Consider the following 17,725-nt stretch of genomic DNA (forward strand, 5'->3'; position numbering starts at 1 on the left):
AAGATTTTAATGAAACAATTTAGTGTACTCACGCCGCCGAGTGTAAAAAAAGGCCAACAACTACAAACTTTGGCAACATTAGGTGGGGTCTCGCAGGCCATCACCCTAGCCAGGTTAATTCAGCAACATATCGGTACCAGTATTATTGTCACCCACGACACCCCAAGTGCACTGTCACTTGAAGTCGAATTAAGCTATTTACTGCAAAACAGCAATATCAATGTGTGCTTATTTCCAGACCGTGAAACACTGCCTTACGACAATTTTTCACCACACCAAGACTTAATTTCACAGCGACTCGAAACCCTGGCCAATATTAGCCAACATCAACATAACGTGGTCATCGTGCCGGTAAACACCTTAATGGTGCGTCTACCGCCAAAATCCTTTATGACCGCCAACGTGATGGTGCTAAACAAGGGCGACACCTACAGTCTGCAACAAGCCAGACAACACTTAACCGACACTGGCTATCATTTAGTTGAACAGGTGTATGAGCATGGCGAGTTTGCTATTCGCGGCTCAATTATCGATATTTTCCCCACGGGCTCTCGCCAACCGTTGCGCATAGAACTGTTTGATGACGAAGTCGAGTCAATCCGCTTTTTTGATGTTGATACTCAGCGTTCAGGCATGGCGCGTGATGCCATACGCATGTTGCCAGCAAAAGAGTTTCCTACTGACACCAATGCCATTGAAGGCTTTAGACAACGCTATCGTCGCCGTTTTGAAGTGATCTCAAAAGAAGCAGAGTCGATATACCAACTGGTCAGCCGTAATTTAATGCCTGCAGGCATTGAAAACTACTTACCTTTGTTTTTTGACGACACCGCCACACTGTTTGACTATTTACCCAAAGAAAGTCAACTCATCACCTTAGGCGACATCGACAAAGCCAGTAAAAACCACTTACATGAAGTGTCAGTCCGATACGAAGACAGGCGCATCGATCCATTAAGGCCGCTGCTGGCACCGCAAGAATTGTATTTATTACATGACGAATTATTTGCCGCCTTCAAACCCTTAACTCGCACACAAATTATTCAGCAACATGATGTTAACGACACCGACAATGCCGGCCAGCCATTAGTCCAATTTGAGCTACCCACTCATGCTGTCGTTGCCAATGTAGAAAAACTGCCCGACATTAATGCCAACCATAAACTCAAGCAACCGCTTATCGCCCTGCAAGAGTACAGCGCTAGCCACACCCAACTGTTGTTCAGTGCAGAATCTGAAGGTCGCCGTGAAGCCCTACTTGAACTGCTAGACAAAATTGGCATCAAACCTAAACAGTTCAAGCACATTAATGACTACCTTGAAGCTAAAGACAAAATAGGCTTAATGGTATCGCCACTGAGCCGAGGGTGTGTCTTAACCGATACTCCTAAAGGTGCGGTCAGCATCATTTGCGAAACCGAATTATTTGGCCAACGTATTTCTCAGCAACGTCGCCGAGAAAAGCAAAAACAAGTTAGCTCAGACGTGTTAGTTAAAAACTTAGCTGAGTTAAAAGTCGGCCAGCCGATTGTGCATTTAGAGCACGGCGTGGCCTTGTATCAGGGCTTAGAGACCCTCGATACCGGCGGGCTGGTTGCTGAATATTTAAAACTTGAATATTCAGGTGGCGACAAACTGTATGTGCCCGTATCGTCATTACACTTAATTAGCCGTTTTAACGCCAGTGGTGACGGTGATGCACATCTTAACAAACTCGGTAATGAAACCTGGGCTAAAGCCAAGCGCAAAGCTATTGAGCGTATTCGTGATGTGGCAGCTGAATTACTCGATGTCTACGCCCGTCGGCAGGCTCGCCCGGGTGATGCCATGACCATCGATGAGCAAGAGTACGCTCAATTCAGCCAAGGTTTCCCTTTTGAAGAAACCGTCGACCAAGAAACCGCCATTAATGCTGTACTAGAAGACTTACAAGCACCGCTCGCCATGGACCGTTTAGTGTGTGGCGATGTGGGCTTTGGTAAAACCGAAGTGGCCATGCGCGCGGCTTTTGTGGCCGTTAATGCCGGTAAACAAGTGGTCGTGTTAGTTCCAACCACCCTACTTGCTCAACAACACTACGAAAACTTTAAAGACCGTTTTGCCGACTGGCCGATTGTCATCGAAGTGATGTCACGCTTTAGAACCACCAAAGAGCAAAAAAGTGTTGTTGAACAGTTGTCTGAAGGTAAAGTCGACATTGTCATTGGTACACATAAGTTATTGTCATCCGAAGCAAACTTTGACAATCTAGGCTTATTAATTATCGACGAAGAACATCGCTTTGGTGTACGCCAAAAAGAAAAGATTAAAGCGCTGCGAGCTAACGTCGACATTTTAACGTTAACGGCCACACCAATCCCACGCACCTTAAACATGGCCATGTCGGGCATGCGTGATTTATCGATTATTGCCACACCGCCCGCCAAACGTTTAGCGGTTAAAACCTTTGTGCGCGAATACGACCAAGCCACAGTACGCGAAGCCATATTGCGTGAAATTCTTCGTGGTGGCCAAGTGTATTACTTACACAACAACGTCGAAACCATTGAAAAAACAGCACAAAACATTCGAGACTTACTGCCAGAAGCGCGGGTTGTTACCGCACATGGGCAAATGCGCGAGCGTGATCTCGAAAAAGTCATGTCAGACTTTTACCACCAACGCTTTAACGTGTTGGTGTGTACAACCATTATCGAAACCGGTATCGACGTACCAAGCGCCAACACAATCATTCTCGACCGCGCCGACATGTTTGGTTTAGCACAGCTACACCAGTTACGGGCCGTGTGGGGCGCTCTCATCATCAGGCTTATGCCTATATGATGACGCCACACCCAAAACGGATGACACCCGACGCCCGTAAACGTCTCGAAGCCATTGATGCTTTAGAAGATCTTGGCGCAGGATTTATGCTCGCCACCCAAGATTTAGAGATCCGTGGCGCAGGAGAATTATTAGGTGATGAACAAAGCGGTCATATTTCTAAAATTGGTTTTAGCTTGTACATGGAAATGCTCGAATCAGCCGTTAAAGCATTAAAAGAAGGTAAAGAGCCTTCTCTTGCCTACATGATGAGCGCCAAGGCTGAGATCGATTTACGTATCCCTGCGCTACTGCCAGAAGATTATGTCAGCGACGTTAATATGCGCTTGTCGCTTTATAAACGTATCGCCAACTGCGAAAACGATAATATGCTCGATGAGCTTAAAGTCGAGTTTATTGACCGCTTTGGAATGCTGCCTGACCCAACACGTAACTTAATGGCGCTCACCCTGTTTAAACATCAGGCAACCGCACTGGGCATCGTTAAAATTGAAATGCATGCCAAAGGTGGCAGTGTTGAATTTGGGCAAGAAAACAGCGTTGATCCAATGTTTATTATTGGTTTGTTGCAAAACCAGCCACAAATCTATCGAATGGACGAGCCAAATAAGTTAAAGTTCAACATTCCTGCTGAAACAAGCAAAGAGCGTCTTGAATTAGTCAATACCTTGCTTGAACAGTTCGCTAAACATCAAACTGGAGACAAATAGTGCTTCGTAAAATTGCGATATCAATCGCCGCTATCACAGCGCTATCCCACAGCGTTACAGCCCATGCCGAGTCATGGTTTGAAGTTGAAGTATTTGTATTTGAACGCCAAAACCCTTCGGTTGAAAAGTGGTTAGACGCCTCACCACCGACATTGGCAAATAACACTGTCGATTTGATCACTCCAATGATCAGTACCGACATTTCTGGTGTTGCGGCGGCTTTAACAGGGTGTAGCTCTACCGATTGAGCCAGTGACACCAGCGACTGTAATGACCCAAAAGTCAGTAATAATATTGCCTCACACCCAAGTGAAGTGCCTGTGAGTATCGGTGCGGCGACACCACAATCAGCCTATTTAGGTCAAGGCACAGTATTACTTGCCCAAAGCCAAGGCCAATTTAAAGACATTATTCGTACCATCAGCCGCGAACCTTACGTAAAAAGTTTAGTGCACTTAACGTGGCAGCAAAATATGCAATCGCGCCGTTTAGCAAAACCGGTGCGCATATTTGGCGGTAAAGATTTCTCTAAAACATTTGACTACTACGGCTTAAGCGTTAATAAACCTGCAGACAACAGTATGAGCATGCCAATGGGCGATTACAGTGCTCTAGGCGGATTTTATGAAGCGCCAACAGTTAAACCGGTTTGGGAGCTCGATGGGTCAATTAACATCTATTTAAACCATTACCTCTACATCGAAAACAATTTAGCCTTGCGCAAACCGACTCAAAAAATGATTGAATCAACGCCGGCTTCATTTAATGAGTACGCAGCATTAGAGATTGAAGGTAAAAAGCAATTAGCCCCCTTTTTACAGAGTATCCCGCTCATTCAAAATCGCCGAGTACGCAGTGGTGAACTACATTACTTTGACCACCCACAATTGGGTATCGTGATGCAAATTCGTAAAATGGATCAACCAACTAGTGTAAAACCTATTGATTTAACAGGTTATACACCACAAAGTCAGCCAATACCTTATTCAAGCTAACACCTCATTTTACCCATAAAAAACCGGATCCACTGATCCGGTTTTTATTGCTCTTAACTCAACTATCTCAACTCTGGTTAAGAGATGAATAAATAACCTTGATTCTAACAATCACTCCATACGATACATTCAAACTTGAAATGCATTTATTATCTAGGATTTGTTGATCTTTCAAGATTGTTTTTGCAGCGAATTGTTGGTTTTTACTCATACCATTTCCATTAATTATGTGATCAATCAGAGTCACTCAGACTGTTCAGTTTGAGGCGCATTGTTGAAAGAATGGTTATTCCCTTTTAAGGCAATGCAACAAAGAAATGGACAGTCTGAGCGTCTCCTGCAAGGCGGGTTTCTGTGCCTTCTATACTGCTTAATAGGATTTTGACGTACGACTGCATGGACGCAGGAGGTAGAGCAACGCAGGAGCAGTTGCCGAGAGCAACTATGCCTACAATCCTATTACTTGCCTAGAAGACACAGAACTCCCGCTGAATGACCAGATAATTAGTGGAATTGGTATCACATATATAACTGCGCGGCAGAGACTTTGAGATGTAGTTATTCTACATAAAAAGTCGATAACGCAGTAAAAATGGCCAACAAACGCTGCCTGAAAGGTTCGGCTAAAAACGTTTTACTCGAACAAAATTCAAACAGCAAAGCTCAACAGACCCTAGAGTTGAGGTTAAACTCTTAAATTAACCTCGAATGGTATCCACTACGTGTTTTGCAGCGGCAATACGAACATGCTGCGCTAACGCATGCTGAACTTGTTCAGGCTTAGCTTTAAGCCTCAAGGCCGTATGCAATGGTTCATCTGCCGGCCAGACAAAGTCACTCAATAATGCTTGCACACCGACAGGATCGTTACACACTAAAATCATGTCACAACCTGCATCAAGTGCCGCTTTTGCTCGGCCAAGATAATCACCCGCAAAGCTTGCGCCTTTCATGCCTAAATCGTCAGAAAATATCACCCCATCAAAGGCCAATTGTTGACGTAACACGGTTTGTAACCAGTAAGATGAAAACCCAGCAGGATTAGGGTCAATTGCCGAATACACTACGTGCGCAGGCATCACACCTTGCAACTGCTTTTGGCCAATGAGTTGCCTAAATGGCACCATATCAAAGGCTTCAACCTCCTCTTTAGTACGCGCATCTACAGGCATCGCAATATGTGAGTCAGCCGCAACACTGCCATGCCCGGGAAAATGCTTACCTACTGCGGCCATGCCAGCGTCATTCATGCCGAAAATAAACTGTTGTGCAAGTGCACTGACTTCATCAGGGTTTGGACTAAAGCTACGCTTACCAATCACCTCACTAATGCCATTTACGTCTAATACCGGCGCAAAACTTAAATCAATGTCGCATTCAAGCAGCTCTATTGCCATTAAGAAACCGCACTCTTTCGCCCATTGTTTTGCTAATGTTAAATCCATATTTGCTGCAGGTAAAATGTCACCCATAGCCGGAATTAAGCTAAAACCGTCGCGAAAACGTTGTACTCGGCCGCCTTCATGGTCAACGGCGATCAGTAATTCAGGTCGAATGTGACGAACCTGTTTAACCAATTCTATTAATTGCTTTTTATTTTCAAAATTACGCGTAAATAAAATTATCCCACCTACTTTAGGGTGGCATAATTGTTCAGTTTCCAGCTCAGATACTGTTAAACCAGCCAAATCCATCATTAAATAGCTCAAACTGTTCCCCTAATTCTATCGTCAGCGTCGTAAACTTGCCGTTATTGTGCATGATAAGACAAGCTAATGTGAAAAATTATGCATAAAAAAATCTAATGAACTGTCATGCATCAAACTGTGGGATACTCTGCCAACAAAAGAGATAAACCGCCAAGTTGATATCAGGCGATTATACTCATTAATAATCAAAACAATAAACGACTCAACAAGGGTTACTCAAGATGATTAGCGTATTTGACATGTTTAAAATTGGTATCGGCTCTTCAAGCTCACACACAGTGTAGCTCTATGAAAGCCGGTAAAGTTTTTATCCAACATGTTGCAGACAATAATTTATTGGATCAAACCGATGAATTACAAGCAGAATTGTTTGGCTCCCTTGGCCAAACAGGTAAAGGCCATGGTACCGGTAAAGCAGTGATTTTAGGTTTAATGGGTGAAGACCCTGAAACGGTCGACACAGATGGTATTGATGCTATTTTAGACGTTGTCTCCACCTCTCAAAAATTAACCTTAGCCGATGGGCGTTTAGTGAAGTTTACTCGTGATGATGGTATCACTTACCACAGACGTAAAACCCTACCCGCTCACGCCAATGCCATGACTTTATATGCTTTGTCAAAAGGTGAATGCATTTATCAGCGCACTTATTATTCTGTTGGTGGCGGCTTTATTTTAGATGAAGATGAAATCACCCAACGTAATGCCTCGCCAGCAACGCCAATTGAACAGGCGCCATACGATTTCAATAGTGCATTGCAATTACTGCAACTGTGCTGTGACAACGGTTTAAGTATTTCGTCTTTAATGATGGCTAACGAACTGAGTATCGCCAGCGAAGACGATGTAAAGCAAGGTTTGTGGCATATCTGGCAAACCATGAAAAACTGTGTTGAACGCGGTTATCAAAAAGAAGGAATTTTACCAGGTGGCTTAAAACTGCGCCGCCGTGCACCTGCATTGTATCGTCGCTTAAAAGCCGAAGGACGTAATAATATCGACCCATTAACAGCAATGGACTGGGTCGACCTATTTGCATTATCGGTTAACGAGCAAAATGCCGCAGGCGATCGCGTCGTTACCGCGCCAACTAACGGTGCTGCCGGTATTATCCCAGCAGTATTGTGTTACTACGATATGTTTGTTCAAGAAGTCGATATTGACGTGTGTAGCCGTTATTTACTCACCGCTGCGGCTATCGGTATTTTGTACAAGAAAAACGCCTCTATCTCTGGTGCTGAAGTGGGCTGTCAGGGTGAAGTTGGCGTAGCCTGTTCGATGGCGGCTGCAGCACTAACCGAGATTATGGGCGGCACCGTTGAGCACGTCGAAAACGCAGCTGAAATCGGTATGGAACATAACCTAGGGTTAACCTGCGATCCTGTTGGCGGCCTTGTGCAAGTGCCGTGCATTGAACGTAATGCCATGGGCGCGGTAAAAGCCATTAATGCTTCTCGCATGGCACTGCGCGGCGACGGTAACCATAAGGTGTCGTTAGACAAGGTCATCAAAACCATGATGGATACTGGCAAAGACATGCGCAGTAAATACAAAGAAACTGCCAAAGGTGGGTTAGCGGTTAATATAGTTGAATGTTAATCTGAATCCATATGCTTTAATAAAAAATGCCTGTTAGCACTAACAGGCATTTTTGTATTTGACGCTAAATATACATTAATGGGTTTTAAATTGGCCTATTTGGCCACGTAATTGCTGTGACAACTCATTAACTTGGACACTGGCGCTGTAAGATTGCTGCGCATTGGTTGCCGTTAAACCAGCCTCATCACTAATATTAACAATATTACGATTAATTTCATCTGTTACTGCTGTTTGTTCTTCAGCTGCTGTGGCAATTTGTGTCGCCATATTGGCAATAGTCGCCACTGAATGAGTAATGTTCGACAACGCTTCACCCGCGAGTGCGGCTTGTTCAGTACTCTTTAACGCTTGTTGACGGCTTGAATCCATCACCGACACCGCATCTTTCACACCAGCTTGTAATTGTGAAATCATTTGTTGAATTTGATTAGTTGAATCTTGTGTTCGCTTTGATAGCGTACGCACTTCATCAGCCACAACCGCAAAACCACGGCCATGCTCACCGGCGCGGGCTGCTTCAATAGCTGCATTCAATGCCAGTAAATTAGTTTGATCAGAAATACTGCGAATCACTTCTAAAATACTGCCAATGTTATCGGTATCTTTTTCTAATTGATGTAAGGCACTGGCTGCTTGTTCTACGCCATTTGCCAATTGCTCTATCGAGGTAATAGTCTGTTGAACAACCTTATCACCTTGCCCTGCTTGGGTATCGGAGTCTTTTGCAGCTTGTGCTGCTAACTCTGCATTGTTAGCCACTTCAATAACCGTTGCTTGCATTTGATTCATCGCAGTAGCCACTTGTTCAGTTTCGCTTTGTAAACGTTGCATGCCTGATAACGTTTCATTACTGCTTGTTGTTAACTGAACACTGGCCGTACCTAATTGTTGGCTATTGTCATTAAAATCAATAATTAAATCGTGGATTTGCTTTACAAACACATTAAAACTATTCGCCACTTTAGCGATTTCAGTGTTGCCGCTGTCGTCCAGTTTAACGGTTAAATCTTTAGCGCCCGATGCCACATTGCGCATCGATTCATCCAGTTTTCTTAAGGGGTTAATAATCTTGCGGTAGAGCATTAATAAAATAATGGTCAGAAACACAGATAGGCCGATATTTCCCCACAATTGTACGCTCGCGGCAGATTCTGTTGCTAACAAGGTCTCTTCAACTGCAGCATCAAACTTGCCATCAATTTCATCTGCCAATAAATCTAAATCATCAGCAAGCTCAGATGACACTTCATCAAAACCACCCGCACCCTTCATCAGATGATTGCCGGCCTCAGTACCTTGTGTCAAATAAGCATCAGCCATGTTAACGCCAGAGGCATGCAAATCATTTACTTTGCGTTTAATCTCTTGCGCTCTTTGACCGACATCTGGCGCAACAGCAATCAATAAATCAAGGTTTTCTAGCGCGCTATTTAGGCTGTCTAATGCTTCAGCTTTGGCTTCGTCGCTTTTGGTAGCGCCAACATCGGTCAAAAACTGTTGAATTTGCACTACAAAATAACGCGTGTCTTTAAGTGCGAAAATAGCATTAACCTGTGCTTCTTCGTTCTTTACGCCTTCATAAATATGGGATTGTTGAATATTACTGACCGAAATCAAAATCACTAAAGCCAATAAGGACAGAGTAATTGTCATTTGGAGCATTTTTTTTATCGATAAATCAAACATCGTTGAAGCACCATTATAAGTAAGATTCTTTTTATAGAATAACGCTCTGTATCTTGGCTGTCATTGAGCACGCTCCATTTGTATGCGCTATATCATATTCGCAAAAAAATGAATCAAAAAAGGCAGTCAAAAATCCTTAAAACTTATAATCCCTCACAAATTTATAGAATCATCATACTTTAGCCTGATCAACATAGAAATGGCATTTGAGTAATTTATGTTATTTTTAGATTGAAACACTCTTTGAGTTTTTCGTGAATACGATTAAGGAGGTTGACTCAGATGAAAAATGCAATCTGACAAAATTAGTTGAGGGTGCAAGACTACAAGACAAACTTCAAAGGCATTAGCACAATACAGTTTGGAGTTAACATAACCACAATATTGTTTTTTATTCCATCGACAACCTCCATTTGCAACAAATATATACTTAATTCAACGCCTGTATTTAGCATTTATTCGTTGTTTTCTGGCCTGAATTAGCATTAGATGTAAGCAGGTTGTATTTGAAGGAAGAAATGACACAATGAAAAATATTATATGTGATATTGATGGTGTACTGCTGCACGACAACAAGCTCATTCCTGGTAGTGATAAATTTATTCACCGCGTATTAGAGCAAGGCAATCCGTTGGTTATTCTCACTAATTACCCCGTTCAAACCGGTAAAGATTTACAAAATCGTCTGGGCGCGGCCGGCATTAATGTGCCAGAAACCTGTTTTTATACTTCGGCCATGGCAACGGCTGATTTTCTTAAGCACCAAACCGGCACCAAAGCCTTTGTGATTGGTGAAGGCGCCCTCACCCACGAGTTGTATAACGCCGGCTTTACCATTACCGATATTAACCCAGACTTTGTGATTGTGGGCGAAACCCGTTCATATAACTGGGACATGATCCATAAAGCATCTCGTTTTGTTGCGGGGGGCGCGCGCTTTATTGCCACCAACCCAGACACCCATGGCCCGGCATTTAGTCCAGCTTGTGGTGCATTGTGTGCCGCCATTGAGCGGATTACCGGCAAAATGCCATTCTATGTGGGTAAGCCCAGCTCATGGATTATTCGTTCGGCGTTGAATCATATTCAAGGGCATTCTGAAAACACCATTATTATTGGCGACAATATGCGCACCGATATTTTGGCGGGGTTCCAAGCCGGGCTCGAAACTATTTTGGTCACCAGTGGTGTGAGCCAAATGGGTGATATTGAAAAAGAACCCTTCAGACCGAACCATGTCTTTGCCTGTGCTGGCGACATTGACGTGGTATAAGCTCGATTAGCACAAAAGAAATAAACATTTCATTTACATTAGGTAACACATTTTCAAGCCAGTGCCCTTGTCATCGCGCGCTGGCTTGATCCATTATGCTGATCCGAAAATATAAAAACGATAATCAGGATAGAGCATGAAACGATGGTTTCCTTTTTGCGCGGTTGCGCTGCTCAGTGCATGCAATGGTGACGATGCCAGCACAATAACACCCATTGCTCAAGTCGCCCCCATTTCAGTCAGTTTCGACGAACAACGCTTCAGAGCTGATATTAAAACCTTGTCATCAGACAAATTTGAAGGTCGTGCACCTACTACTCTAGGTGAAAAACTCACACTAGATTACCTATCTGCTGCCTTCAAAGAAATGGGGCTTTCGGGCGCCGTTAACGGCAGCTATTTACAACCTGTGCCCATGGTGAGTTATACCGCCAGTGAACAACAGCAAGTGAGTTTAGCGGGCATTGATTTGCAGTTTCGCCAAGATGTTGTGCTTGGCAGCCGACACGATAACAATCAAGTGAGTATTAATGATGCTCCACTGGTTTTCGTGGGTTATGGCATCAATGCCCCTGAATATAACTGGAACGATTACCAAGACATCGACATGCAAGGTAAAATTGCCGTCATATTGGTTAACGACCCCGGTTTTGCGCATCCTGATGAACAAAAGTTCAATGGCAAAGCCATGACCTATTACGGCCGCTGGAGCTATAAGTTTGAAGAAGCCAGCCGACAAGGAGCACTTGGCGCCATCATTATTCATGACACTAAGCCAGCGTCTTACCCTTGGTCTGTGGTTGAAAACAGCTGGACTGGCCTCCAGCAAGATTTAGTACTTGCCAAAGCCGAACAAGATGCTCGAATACAAGTCGAAGGTTGGATAACCTTAAACAGCGCCAAGCGTTTATTTGACAAAGCCGGCTTGTCGCTCAGCGCATTAATGGATCGTGCTGCCGACAGTGCATTAAACGTTGATTTAGCGCAAACCGCCTCAATTAAATTTGCAAATAAAGCTGAATACGCCGACAGCTACAACGTTGTAGCGACCTTAACAGGCAGTAGCCAAGCTGATGAACACATTGTGTTTACCGCCCATTGGGATCACATCGGTAAAGATGACAGCAAAGAAGGTGATCAAATTTATAATGGCGCGTTAGATAACGCCTCTGGCACCGCCGGTATTTTAGAAATTGCCCGTCAATTTGCCAAACAAGCAAAAGCTGGCAAAGGCCTTAAACGCTCAGTAACCTTTATTGCGACCACAGGCGAAGAGCAAGGCTTACTCGGCTCACGCTACTACGCTGCAAACCCAATTTATCCCATCGATAAAACCGTCGCGGTATTTAACCTCGACAGCACCAATATTTATGGCAAAACCAAAGATTACACCATTGTAGGTAAAGGCCAATCTGAATTAGAAGTGTATTTAAACCAGGCTGCAGCAACCCAAAATAGAGTGACAACAGGTGAAAGCAATCCAGCATCTGGCGGCTTTTTTCGCTCAGATCACTTCAGCTTTGCCAAGTTAGGTGTACCTGCAGTATTTGCCGGTGGTGGCGTTGAGCCGCTCGATGAGGCTACCGCGCAATACAAGGCTGCCATGAGCGACAGCATGAAAGGCTGTTATCACAATGTGTGCGATCATTATCGGCCAGAATGGGACTTATCAGGCGCACTGCAAGATTTAGCCGTTTATTACCAAGCTGCGCAATCGCTTGGCAATAATCAACATTGGCCTGGATATTATGCCGCGTCAGAGTTTCACCCATTACGGCCAGCCAAATAACCTATTCCTTCCCACCCAAGGATTTGCCCATCAATTCATTGATGGGCTTTTTTTATGGCTTTTATGCACAATTTTTGTGCATCACATCGGTGCATAATCAGCCCATTTTGACACCGACATCCCCAGCAAAACAGCGGTCACAGCCGATTTGCTCAAATAAACGGCAAACGCACTCGTTCAGTGCAACGATGCATTTAATTAAAATGAATTGTTAAATCGTAAAAATCTTGACGATATAAGCAATATAATTATTAATTCATCAATAATTAACGCGCTTTATTGAACGAAATTAATTTAAAAGCAAAAATAACACAGATTAAATCACTAAAAAGACCATATTTATGATGTTATCTCAAAAAACTAACTTGGCAGTTAACAAAAATACTGGCAAAGTAGCAAACAGATAAAGATTAGCCAACGCTGCTGGAGCCGTATTATGTGTTCAATATTTTCAATTTTAGATATCAAAACAGATGCAAGCCAACTACGCCAAGTTGCCTTAGAAATGTCAAAGTTATTACGTCACCGCGAATCAGATTGGTCTGGCATTTATGCAGACGACAAAGCGATTTTAGCGCATGAACGTTTAGCCATCGTTGACGTAGACCACGGCGCACAGCCTCTTATTAGCCAAGACGGCAACCTAGTATTAGCGGTAAACGGTGAGATCTATAACCACAAGCAGCTTAAAGCCCAGTTAGGTGACAAATACCAATATCAAACTAACTCAGACTGTGAAGTCATCTTGTCTCTATATCAAGAATACGGTTGCGACTTTCTAGACAAGCTTAACGGCATCTTTGCTTTTGTATTGTACGACAAAGCCAAAGGCACTTATTTAGTTGGCCGAGATCACATTGGTATTATTCCGCTTTACACAGGCTTTGATGCATCGGGTAACTTTTACGTTGCTTCAGAAATGAAAGCACTGATGCCAGTGTGTAAAACCGTAGAAGAATTTTTACCTGGTCAGTACCTATATTCAGCCGACGGTAAACCAACCCACTACTACCAACGTGATTGGAAAGACTTTGACGCAGTTAAAGATAACCCAGCCAGTGTTGAAGAGTTACGTGACGCGCTAGAAGCCGCGGTAAAACGTCAGTTAATGTCAGATGTACCTTATGGTGTGCTTTTATCAGGTGGTTTAGACTCATCTGTGATTTCGGCAATCACTCAAACCTACGCTAAGCACCGTATCGAAAACGATGGCGAGACGGGTGCATGGTGGCCGCAACTTCACTCATTTGCTGTGGGTTTAGCTGAATCTCCAGATTTAGTGGCTGCGCAAAAAGTGGCGGATGCCATTGGCACTATTCACCACCCAATTATCTATACATTCCAAGAAGGTTTAGATGCCATTAAAGAAGTGATTTATCACTTAGAAACATACGATGTCACCACCATTCGTGCGGCTACACCAATGTACTTAATGGCACGTAAAATCAAAGCCATGGGCATTAAAATGGTATTGTCTGGCGAAGGTGCCGATGAGTTGTTTGGCGGTTATTTATACTTCCATAAAGCGCCTAACGCACAAGCGTTCCATGAAGAATTAGTGCGTAAACTAGACAAACTACACTTATTTGACTGCTTACGTGCTAACAAAGCCATGGCAGCCTGGGGACTTGAAGCCCGCGTACCATTTTTAGATAAAGAATTTATCGACGTGGCCATGCGCTTAAACCCAGAAGCGAAAATGTCTAAAGACGGCCGTATTGAGAAGCACATTTTACGTGAAGCATTTGAGCACAAATTACCGAAAGAAGTGGTATGGCGTCAAAAAGAGCAATTTAGTGATGGTGTTGGCTACTCTTGGATTGACGGCTTAAAAGAACATGCTGCGGCTAACGTAGATGACGTACAATTTGCTAACGCTAAATTCCGTTTTCCATACAACACGCCAGAGTCGAAAGAAGCCTACTTCTATCGCAGCTTCTTTGAAGAGTTCTTCCCACTAACCAGTGCGGCAGAAACCGTACCAGGCGGTAAAACCGTCGCTTGCTCTACCCCAGAAGCACTATTATGGGACGCCAGCTTACAAGGCATTAACGACCCATCGGGTCGTGCAGTGAAAAACGTTCACGCTAGCGCCTATTAATAACAAGTTACCTCAAAAACACCACCTTCATCGGTGGTGTTTTTGTTTATATTAATTAAACTGAAGGCTAACCCTCAAAGTATAAAATGAGAACCGGATAGATGCCCGAGATCAGTATTTTCAATTTAGAAATGACCGACCGCAGTCAACTCAAGCCCAAGCAACAATCAAACGGTTTAACGTTAATCCAGGCCAAGGTTAAACAATTTGAGTTCAATCGATTTTTGTATCAGCTTGTCGGTGCAGCTTGGCAATGGATCGACAAGCTCGCGTGGAAAGACAGCCAATGGCAAGCTTATAGCGAAGCCGACAACCTGCATTTGTATGTTGCTTATGTCGATGGGGCGCCAGCAGGTTATTTTGAATTACAGCAACAAGAAGATGGTAATGTCGAAATCATGTACTTTGGTCTAGCACAGCGCTTTATTGGTCAAGGGTATGGCGGTTATCTACTGACTCAAGCTATTGAACATGCCTGGGCACTGCCCGATACCCGCAGAGTGTGGGTGCATACCTGTTCATTAGACCACCCTAGTGCATTGCAAAACTATCAAGCCCGCGGGTTTACTCTGTTTAGAACCGATATTGAGGCTCAATCAACATAACAATGTTCAGGTCTATTCCGTTAACGATTTTGGCTTGCGATTGCACGCTGTTGCATAATCGCTATCAACTCACTTTTTTGTTGATCGTTCATCGAATGCCACGCCAAGATCTCATCTAATGAGCGATGACACCCTAAACAGACATCGTTATTGTCTAAACAGCAATGCCTAACACAAGGTGTATCAACGGTGGGTTTATTCTGACCATACCGCATATTCATTACCATTTACGTCCGTGAAATGAAAACGTTTACCACCTGGAAAACTAAAAATATCGCGGCTAATCAAACCTCCGGCTAGGGTAATAGCGGCTTGAGTGACCAATAAGTCCTGGCTGTACAACACAATCAATGGGCAGCCTGTTGCTAATGTAAACTGGCTAGATGACTGATAAAAACCACCGTCAATGCCCACCTGTAAAAAACAGCTGTATTCTGGATCATAGTCCTGAAATTGCCACCCAAACACCTGGCTAAAAAAGGTTTTAGTGGCCAACACATTTCTAACCGGTATTTCTAAATAATTAATCTTGTTGTGCTGGCTCATAATCACCTCTGTTAAATTGCATTAAACACTTATCTATGGCGAACAGAGGCTTTTGCGGGTTTTATAGCCGACTTATTGCAACAGCGCAGCTATCGCGCCAATAATGCCACCAAACACGCCGCCCCATACCACTAACCATCCTAGGTGCTTTTTAATCATATCTTGCACAATCTGCTTCACCAATTCTGGGGTTAATTCGTTTAAGCGTTGCTCAACAATATTAGCGACCTTAGCCTGCATATCGGCCATAACACTTGGTTGCTCAAGCTCATTCACTAAAATAGCGTTAAATTGATCACTTTGCGCAAGTTCGACCAAAGATTGTTTCATTTTTTCAATAAAAGGTTCTTTTAATGGGATAAGCGCTTCAGTGCCGCCAAACATTGCTAGCATGCCACCAAATGACGACTTTTCAATGGTATCAACCAGTGCATCAAAAGAAGGCGCTAAATCAATTTTTTCAATCACTGGAGTTAAATCTATATTACTGGCACTGCTACTCGTTAAAAAACGATCAATGTTTTCTTGGGTAAAGAACTGTTGCATCATCAAATGCTGAATACCGGCCTTAAACTCTTCAAAACGTGATGGCACCACACCCGAACCATATAACCCCGGCACTTTTTCAAACAACATATGAATGGCCAACCAATTAGTGATTGCACCCGATAATGCAAATAAGCCAATGGTGAATACGATTTGCTGTTGTAAGCCGTAACCGACCAATACAAAAATGGCGGCTATTAAATTTGTCGCAACGCTCTTGTTCAATCTCTGTTCCTTAACATTATCCTGTCCCGATAATCGGCCACACTTTGAATGTAGTACCTATATAGAGGACACAAAAAAACCTCAGTCATTTTATCAGAAAATGAAACCGAGGTTTATACCTAGTTGTTAGGGTCTGTTGATCTTTCACGGTTATTTTTGCAACGAATTATTGGAAATTTGTACAAGGCAGAGACCTTGAGGTGTAGTTATTCTACATATAAAGTCGATAACGCAGTAAAAATGGCCAACAAACGCTGCCCAAAGGGTTCGGCTAAAAACGTTTTACTCTTTGTTGAATGATTCTTTGCAAATGAAGAGTTGCTTAGATGGCTAGGCATCAATCCATTCGCCTCGATTAACACGTTTTTAACTCGAACAAAATTCAACCAGCAAAGTTCAACAGACCCTCGTGTCCTTCAATAAATTACGCGAGTCTTAAGCTGTACATTGTTCAGTTGCAACTTGTTGCTCATAATGATTAATCAATAACACCCCAGTACTTTGAGCCAGCTGTTCTGCTTTTTGATACATTAACGCCTCAACATCAGCTTGTTGATATTCAGGCACAACATATACATCTTCGAGATACCAAACAGGCGATAATAACAAAGAAGAAAATGAAGGATAAAGTTGGGTAAAACCCACCATAGTGTCATCTTTGATACAGACAAAAATCATGCTGTCGTTTTCAACTAAACGATGATTTAAAAAAGCATGACAAGCTGAATAATCAGCAGGCTGGTTAAGTTGTTGCCGATACAAATCAAAAAGTTGACTCAGTGGCGCTAGATCAGTGATCGAAGCGAGACGAATTTGCATTAATCATCCTTGAAAGTAGTCATAACAGCAGTCGAGCTTGCTGTAGATTAAGTTAACGAGCGGAATATTGGTCACATACCAAAAAACTATGACACCGATTAGATGTATTCGCAAACAGATAACCGCCATTGCAGTTAAAATAAAACCCATTAATAACATAAGCTTAAATTTTACATTTAACAATTTAGCATCATTGAAGAACAAAGTAAATTAATCTGTTTGTGTTATAAAATAATCCTCGTATTTCATTTTATTTGTTACTATAGACCATTGTGACCCTGCATTGATCAAGATAA

At 43.1% G+C, this 17,725-nt stretch carries 10 protein-coding genes and 3 pseudogenes; 7 read left to right on the forward strand and 6 right to left on the reverse strand.

Annotated elements, in window-relative coordinates; all coding sequences use genetic code 11:
* Positions 1-9 precede the first annotated feature (9 nt).
* Together mfd and N4T56_RS10725 are read left to right on the forward strand one after the other, a co-directional pair.
* Positions 10-3,533 (forward strand): annotated as a pseudogene (mfd, locus tag N4T56_RS10720) (transcription-repair coupling factor).
* A pseudogene (locus tag N4T56_RS10725) lies at positions 3,533-4,528 on the forward strand (peptidoglycan binding protein CsiV). Before mfd ends, N4T56_RS10725 begins: the two co-directional pseudogenes overlap by 1 nt.
* Before the next feature lie 698 nt (positions 4,529-5,226).
* On the opposite strand, the gene nagZ reads toward N4T56_RS10725, so the two are convergent.
* Complete coding sequence (gene nagZ, locus N4T56_RS10730; RefSeq protein ID WP_315903031.1) at positions 5,227-6,237, reverse strand: beta-N-acetylhexosaminidase; 1,011 nt, start codon at positions 6,235-6,237, stop codon at positions 5,227-5,229.
* Positions 6,238-6,458: 221 nt separating this feature from the next.
* On the opposite strand from nagZ, the pseudogene N4T56_RS10735 reads away from it, so the two are divergent.
* Positions 6,459-7,836, forward strand: a pseudogene (locus N4T56_RS10735) (L-serine ammonia-lyase).
* A 75-nt stretch (positions 7,837-7,911) separates the two neighbouring features.
* On the opposite strand, the gene N4T56_RS10740 reads toward N4T56_RS10735, so the two are convergent.
* A complete protein-coding gene (locus N4T56_RS10740; RefSeq protein ID WP_261733216.1) occupies positions 7,912-9,492 on the reverse strand; it encodes a methyl-accepting chemotaxis protein in 1,581 nt (526 codons plus the stop codon).
* A gap of 559 nt (positions 9,493-10,051) precedes the next feature.
* Between N4T56_RS10740 and N4T56_RS10745 the strand changes: the two genes are divergently transcribed.
* The 4 genes from N4T56_RS10745 to N4T56_RS10760 all read left to right on the forward strand — a co-directional run bounded on the left by N4T56_RS10745 (position 10,052) and on the right by N4T56_RS10760 (position 15,293).
* Positions 10,052-10,798, forward strand: a complete 747-nt coding sequence (locus N4T56_RS10745) for an HAD-IIA family hydrolase (protein WP_261733217.1) — start codon at positions 10,052-10,054, stop codon at positions 10,796-10,798.
* A gap of 136 nt (positions 10,799-10,934) precedes the next feature.
* A complete protein-coding gene (locus tag N4T56_RS10750; RefSeq protein WP_261733218.1) occupies positions 10,935-12,587 on the forward strand; it encodes a M28 family metallopeptidase in 1,653 nt (550 codons plus the stop codon).
* 436 nt (positions 12,588-13,023) lie between these two features.
* Positions 13,024-14,688 (forward strand): asparagine synthase B, encoded by a 1,665-nt coding sequence (gene asnB, locus N4T56_RS10755; RefSeq protein ID WP_261733219.1) that lies wholly within the window; start codon positions 13,024-13,026, stop codon positions 14,686-14,688.
* Positions 14,689-14,789: 101 nt separating this feature from the next.
* A complete protein-coding gene (locus N4T56_RS10760; RefSeq protein WP_261733220.1) occupies positions 14,790-15,293 on the forward strand; it encodes a GNAT family N-acetyltransferase in 504 nt (167 codons plus the stop codon).
* Positions 15,294-15,313: 20 nt separating this feature from the next.
* Here N4T56_RS10760 and N4T56_RS10765 read toward each other — a convergent pair whose 3' ends face one another.
* The 4 genes from N4T56_RS10765 to N4T56_RS10785 form a co-directional block, all read right to left on the reverse strand.
* Positions 15,314-15,514 (reverse strand): DUF1289 domain-containing protein, encoded by a 201-nt coding sequence (locus N4T56_RS10765; RefSeq protein ID WP_261733221.1) that lies wholly within the window; start codon positions 15,512-15,514, stop codon positions 15,314-15,316.
* Complete coding sequence (locus N4T56_RS10770; RefSeq protein WP_261733222.1) at positions 15,489-15,839, reverse strand: VOC family protein; 351 nt, start codon at positions 15,837-15,839, stop codon at positions 15,489-15,491. Before N4T56_RS10770 ends, N4T56_RS10765 begins: the two co-directional genes overlap by 26 nt.
* A gap of 72 nt (positions 15,840-15,911) precedes the next feature.
* Complete coding sequence (locus N4T56_RS10775; RefSeq protein ID WP_261733223.1) at positions 15,912-16,610, reverse strand: DUF445 domain-containing protein; 699 nt, start codon at positions 16,608-16,610, stop codon at positions 15,912-15,914.
* A gap of 435 nt (positions 16,611-17,045) precedes the next feature.
* Positions 17,046-17,429, reverse strand: a complete 384-nt coding sequence (locus N4T56_RS10785) for a GNAT family N-acetyltransferase (RefSeq protein ID WP_261733224.1) — start codon at positions 17,427-17,429, stop codon at positions 17,046-17,048.
* Between the last annotated feature and the right edge of the window lie 296 nt (positions 17,430-17,725).

The sequence above is a fragment of the Shewanella phaeophyticola genome, assembly GCF_025398315.1.
Classification (GTDB): Bacteria; Pseudomonadota; Gammaproteobacteria; order Enterobacterales; family Shewanellaceae; genus Shewanella; species Shewanella phaeophyticola.